Source organism: Streptomyces mutomycini, from assembly GCF_001700505.1.
In the GTDB taxonomy this organism is placed as follows: domain Bacteria; phylum Actinomycetota; class Actinomycetes; order Streptomycetales; family Streptomycetaceae; genus Streptomyces; species Streptomyces mutomycini.
Genome location: NZ_MAPV01000294.1, coordinates 1 through 5,134 on the forward strand (window position 1 = coordinate 1; position 5,134 = coordinate 5,134).

Genomic DNA, 5,134 nt, shown 5'->3' on the forward strand with positions numbered 1-5,134 from the left:
GGGGCAGGGACGGGGCGGGCGCGGGGACCGCGGGTCCACCGCCATCGAGTACCTGGGCTTCCTCCCCGTCCTCATCCTCATCGGCCTCGCCGGCATCCAGCTCGGCCTGATCGCCTACACCGCGCAGCAGGCGGGCACCGGCGCGAGAGCCGCCGCCCGCACCGCCGCGCAGGAGGACGTGTCCGGGTCCTACGCACGGGTCGGCAGGGCCTCCATGACCGGCTGGGTCGCGGAGCGGTCCCGGATCTCGGCGCCGTCCGGCGGCGACGCGGTCACGGTCACGGTGACGGTCACCATCCCGGACGTCCTGCTCGGCCTGCTCGGTGACCGGACCGTCGAGAAGTCCGCCACCATGCCCCGCGACGACTGAGCGCACCCATCCCATCCGAGGAGTACCGCCCATGAGCCTGCGGGCACGCATCACCGCCCCCGAGGAGCGCGGAGGGGGACGGGAGGACGGCCACCTGGTCGCCACGTACCGCGCGAAGCTCCTCGAGGAGATCGACCTCGCGGAGATGTCCTCGCTGGCCGCCGCCGACCGCCGGGCCCGGCTCGAACGCGTCCTGGGCCACATCATCAGCCGCGAGGGCCCGGTCCTCTCCACCGTCGAGCGCTCCCAGCTGATCCGGCGGGTCGTCGACGAGGCCCTCGGGCTCGGCGTGCTCGAACCACTCCTGGAGGACGCCTCCATCACCGAGATCATGGTCAACGGACCCGACCAGATCTTCGTCGAACGCGCGGGCAGGGTCGAGCAGCTCCCCATGCGCTTCGCCAGCCACGAGCAGCTCATGCAGACGATCGAGCGCATCGTCTCCACGGTCAACCGGCGCGTGGACGAGGCCAATCCGATGGTTGACGCCCGCCTGCCCAGCGGCGAGCGCGTCAACGTCATCATCCCGCCGCTCTCGCTCACCGGCGCGACGCTGACCATCCGGCGCTTCCCCCGGTCCTTCACGCTCCAGGAGATGATCGGCTTCGGCTCACTGGACCAGCAGATGCTGCTGCTGCTCGCCGGCCTCGTCCAGGCCAAGTTCAACGTGATCGTCTCCGGGGCCACGGGCACCGGGAAGACCACCCTGCTCAACGCGCTCTCCGGACTCATCCCCGACGGCGAACGCATCGTGACCATCGAGGACTCCGCCGAACTCCAGCTCCAGCAGAACCATGTGATCCGGCTGGAGTCCCGCCCCGCGAACGTGGAGGGCAAGGGCCAGGTCACCATCCGCGACCTGGTCCGCAACTCCCTGCGCATGCGCCCGGACCGCATCATCGTCGGTGAGGTCCGCGGCGGTGAATCGCTCGACATGCTCCAGGCGATGTCGACCGGCCACGACGGTTCGCTCGCCACCGTCCACGCCAACAGCGCGGAGGACGCGCTGATGCGTCTCCAGACCCTCGCGTCGATGTCCGAGATCAAGATCCCCTTCGAGGCCCTGCACGACCAGATCAACAGCGCCGTGGACGTGATCGTCCAGCTGACCCGGCACGCCGACGGCACCAGGAAGGTCACCGAGATCGCGGTGCTCGACTCGCACGGGCGCGACCCCTACAGGATCGTCACCGTCGCCCGGTTCGCAGCCCGGCCGATGGACGTCGACGGCGTGGTCCACGGAGAGTTCCAGGCCCTCCCGCTCCCGCGGCGTACCGCCGACCGGCTCTACATGGCCGGACAGCCGATCCCCCAGGCCTTCGGGGTCGCTCCGTCAGACGAATACCTCGCCACCCGAGAGGCCAGATAGGTACCCCGACATGGACAATCTCGCACCGCTCACCATCGGTGTCACGCTGCTGTGCTGCGTACTCGGCGTCATGGGCCTGCAGGCGTACACCTCGGGCAAGGCCCAGCGCGAGGCCCTCGTCGACCGGCTCTCCTCGACCGGGCAGACCGACATCGGCCCGCAGCGCCGCTTCCGGGGGCTCGACCGCAGGCTGCGCCGTACGAAGCTGGGCAGGAGGATCGAGCTGAAGCTCGCTGCGACCGGCCTCGACGTCACTCCGGGGGAGTACTTCCTCTACGTCGTCGCCTCGGTGGCGGGCCTGTGGCTGATCGCGGCCTCCGTCCTTGCGGCGTTCTTCGGCCCGCTCGCCGGACTCGCCGGGATCTGGAGCGCCAACACGTTCCTGAACTGGCACCGAGCCAAACGCACCGAGGCATTCATCAGCCAGCTGCCGGAGATCTCCCGGGTGCTGGCCAACGCCACCCAGGCCGGTCTCTCCCTGCGGACCTCCATCGCCATGGCCGCCGACGAACTCGAAGCGCCGGCCGGCGACGAACTGCGCATCGTCGCCGACCAGCTGGGGGTGGGCCGCACCCTCGACGACGCACTGGACGAGCTCGCCACCCGGCTGCCGTCCCGCGAGCTGGTCGTCCTCGTCGCCACCCTGATCCTCTCCAACCGGGCCGGCGGCCAGGTCGTCTCCTCGCTGCGCAACCTCACCATCACCCTGGAGGAGCGCAAGGAGACCCGTCGCGAGGTCCGCACCCAGCTGTCACAGATCAACGCGACCGCGTACGCCGTCCCGGCCATCGGCGTCGGCGCGATGCTCCTCGTCAACGCGATCCTCCCTGGAGCACTCGACCGCATGACGGGATCGTTCGCCGGCCAGGTCGCCGTCATCGTCTCGCTCGGCCTCTACGCCGTCGGCTTCATCGCCATCCGCCGCATTTCCAAGATCGATATCTGAGGAGGGGACCGGAATGGAACTGCTGCTCGCTCTCGTCGTCGGCCTCAGCGTGCTCGGCGTCTTCAAGGGCGTACGGATGTACCGCGCCGAGGCCACCCTCCCCGGCGACCTCGCCCTCGCCCTGGAGGTCGGCTCGACCCGCACCACCGCGGTGGGCTCCGGCCTCGACCGGCTCGGCATGCGCTGGGCGCCCCTGGTGCTCCGCGCTATGGGTGCCAAGCGGGTCAACGAGAAGCGCCGCAAGATCGACATGGCGGGCAACCCCGGCGGTCTCACCATCGACCGCTACGCCGCCCGGCGGGCCGTCTACAGCGCCCTCGGAGGCTTCGCCGCCTTCGTGATGCTCACCAGCGGCCGGATCTTCATGGCACTCCTCATGGTCGCTTTCGGCCTCTTCTGGGGCGAGGTCGGAATCTGGGCCGCCGTCCGCAAACGCAGGGACGACATCGACCGCACACTTCCCGACTTCCTGGACGTCCTCGCCGTCGTCGTCTCCGCCGGACTCGGATTCCGGCAGGCGCTGGACCGGGTGTCGGAGAAGTACAAGGGCCCGTGGGCCGACGAACTCCGAATCACCCTGCGGCAGATGGACATGGGCGTCAGCCGCCGCCAGGCCTTCGACGAACTGCGCAGGCGCAACGACTCCGAACAGGTCGCCATGTTCGTCACCGCGCTCCAGCAGGGCGAGGAACTCGGCGCCCCGATCGTGGACACCCTCATCGCCATCGCCAACGACATGCGCCGCACCGACGCGCAGAACGCCCGGCGCAAGGCGGCCAAGGCGGTCCCCAAGGCCACCCTGATGGTCACCACCTTCATGATTCCCGCGACCGTGCTCCTCATGGGCGCCGCCATGCTGCTCGGATCCGGCACCGACTTCGGATCCCTCACGGGGGAGTGAGCGACCAGCCCATGCGCCTCTCCCTGCAGCAGGAACCGGAATCCACGGACCCCCGCCACACCCTGTCCACCCCGGTGGGCCCCGCACCCACGGTGTCCATCCAGGTCAACGCCCTCCAGGCGATGGCCAGGCAGGTTTTCCTCTTCCGGCTCGCCATGATCACCATCGGCACCCCGCAGGCCGTCGGCAACAGCGCCCCCGGCCTCGCGGGCTGGCTCGTCGGCTCGGCCGTCGTGGTGACGTTCGTCGGCTCGTACGCCCTCTACCGCGACTGGGAACGCTTCGGACCGCTCCTCGTGCGCCACCCGCTGCTCCTCGGCGTGGACACGGTCTTCGGCGCGCTGCTCCTGTTCACCGCCACCCCCGAATCGACCCTCGGCTACGCGGTCGTCTGCACCCCGCTGCTCGCCGGACTGCTCTACGGCTGGCGCGTCGCCGGCATCTTCGCCGCGGTGCAGTGCCTGGTCCTGGCAGCGGCGTACGGCGTCGACAACCACCCCAGGTCGAGCCTGGCCGACGTGCTCCTCCTCCCCGGCTTCTGCGTCCTCGCCGGAGCCGCCGGTGTCGCCCTGCGCAATCTGATGCTCCGGGTCGGAGCGGCCAGCCAGGCACTCACGGAGACCCGGGCCCGCCTCGCCGTCAGCGTCGCCGTCGGGAACGAACGCGCCCGGCTCGCCCGCGAGATGCACGACTCCGTCGCCAAGACCCTGCACGGCCTGGCCCTGGCCGCCGACGGCCTGGCCCACTCCTCCGGACGTACGGACCCGCTCACCGTCAGACACCAGGCGGAACTGGTGGCCAGGTCCGCCCGCCGTGCCGCCGCCGAGTCCCGCGAACTCCTCTCCGACCTGCGCCGCGAGTCCGGGCTGGACGGAGGCGTGGACCTCATCGACGAACTCCGCGGCAGGACGGAGGACTTCAGCCGCCGCCACGGCCTGAACACGGTGTTCCGCACCCTCGGCGACACACCGGTGCCACTGGTGCCCCAGGTGGTCGCCCGCCAGCTGCTCACCGTGGCCTCCGAAGCGATGGAGAACGCCAACCGTCACGCCCGGCCCACCTACCTCGTCGTCCTCGCGGGCATCAAGGGCGACGTCCTGCGCGTCAGCGTGTACGACGACGGCCGGGGGCTGCCCACCGGCGTCACGCTCGACGACCTGAGGCGGGCCGGCCACTTCGGGCTCGTCGGCATGGTCGAGCGCGCGGCCTCCATCGGCGCCCGTATCCGCATCGGCAAGGGACGGGCAGCCAAGGGCACCGAGGTCCGCCTGGAACTGCCGACCGCGGCTCTGTCCCCACCCGGGACGACGGCCGCGGACCCGTAACGGCAGGTGTACGTCGGCTGAATCGCTCCCCTCCGCCCCACCGCCCCCCGTACCTTCGTCCCCACGACACCTGAGAGGAGGTCGCAGAATGCCGGACGACATCTCCCCCGCGTCGGGCGGCCGGGACCGGGCGGCACAGAGCCACGCCTCCCAGCACACGTCCTCGCACGGCACCCCGCTCAGCGCGGAACTCAGCTCCCCCGTATTCCCGGGCCCCCAGCCC

The 5,134-nt window shown here is 70.7% G+C and carries 5 protein-coding genes; all 5 read left to right on the forward strand.

Annotated elements, in window-relative coordinates; all coding sequences use genetic code 11:
- On the forward strand, nt 1–370 hold a 370-nt coding region (locus BFF76_RS29630), incomplete at its 5' end, for a TadE/TadG family type IV pilus assembly protein (RefSeq protein WP_065849459.1).
- A gap of 31 nt (nt 371–401) precedes the next feature.
- Nucleotides 402–1,739 carry a TadA family conjugal transfer-associated ATPase gene (locus BFF76_RS29635; protein ID WP_031092953.1) on the forward strand — a complete coding sequence of 446 codons (1,338 nt, stop codon included), beginning with the start codon at nt 402–404 and terminating at the stop codon, nt 1,737–1,739.
- 10 nt (nt 1,740–1,749) lie between these two features.
- Nucleotides 1,750–2,685: a type II secretion system F family protein gene (locus BFF76_RS29640; RefSeq protein ID WP_031092955.1), complete on the forward strand. Its 936-nt coding sequence runs from the start codon at nt 1,750–1,752 to the stop codon at nt 2,683–2,685.
- 13 nt (nt 2,686–2,698) lie between these two features.
- On the forward strand, nt 2,699–3,586 hold the full coding sequence (locus tag BFF76_RS29645) for a DUF5936 domain-containing protein (RefSeq protein ID WP_031092956.1): 888 nt from the start codon (nt 2,699–2,701) through the stop codon (nt 3,584–3,586).
- A gap of 11 nt (nt 3,587–3,597) precedes the next feature.
- Nucleotides 3,598–4,911, forward strand: a complete 1,314-nt coding sequence (locus tag BFF76_RS29650) for a sensor histidine kinase (RefSeq protein ID WP_065849460.1) — start codon at nt 3,598–3,600, stop codon at nt 4,909–4,911.
- Nucleotides 4,912–5,134 lie beyond the last annotated feature (223 nt).

Excerpts from the sequence above, each read along its gene's own strand:
- BFF76_RS29635 (WP_031092953.1), top strand. The coding sequence starts at position 402 with ATGAGCCTGCGGGCACGCATCACCGCCCCCGAGGAGCGCGGAGGGGGA.
- BFF76_RS29640 (WP_031092955.1), top strand. The coding sequence starts at position 1,750 with ATGGACAATCTCGCACCGCTCACCATCGGTGTCACGCTGCTGTGCTGC.
- BFF76_RS29645 (WP_031092956.1), top strand. The coding sequence starts at position 2,699 with ATGGAACTGCTGCTCGCTCTCGTCGTCGGCCTCAGCGTGCTCGGCGTC.
- BFF76_RS29650 (WP_065849460.1), top strand. The coding sequence starts at position 3,598 with ATGCGCCTCTCCCTGCAGCAGGAACCGGAATCCACGGACCCCCGCCAC.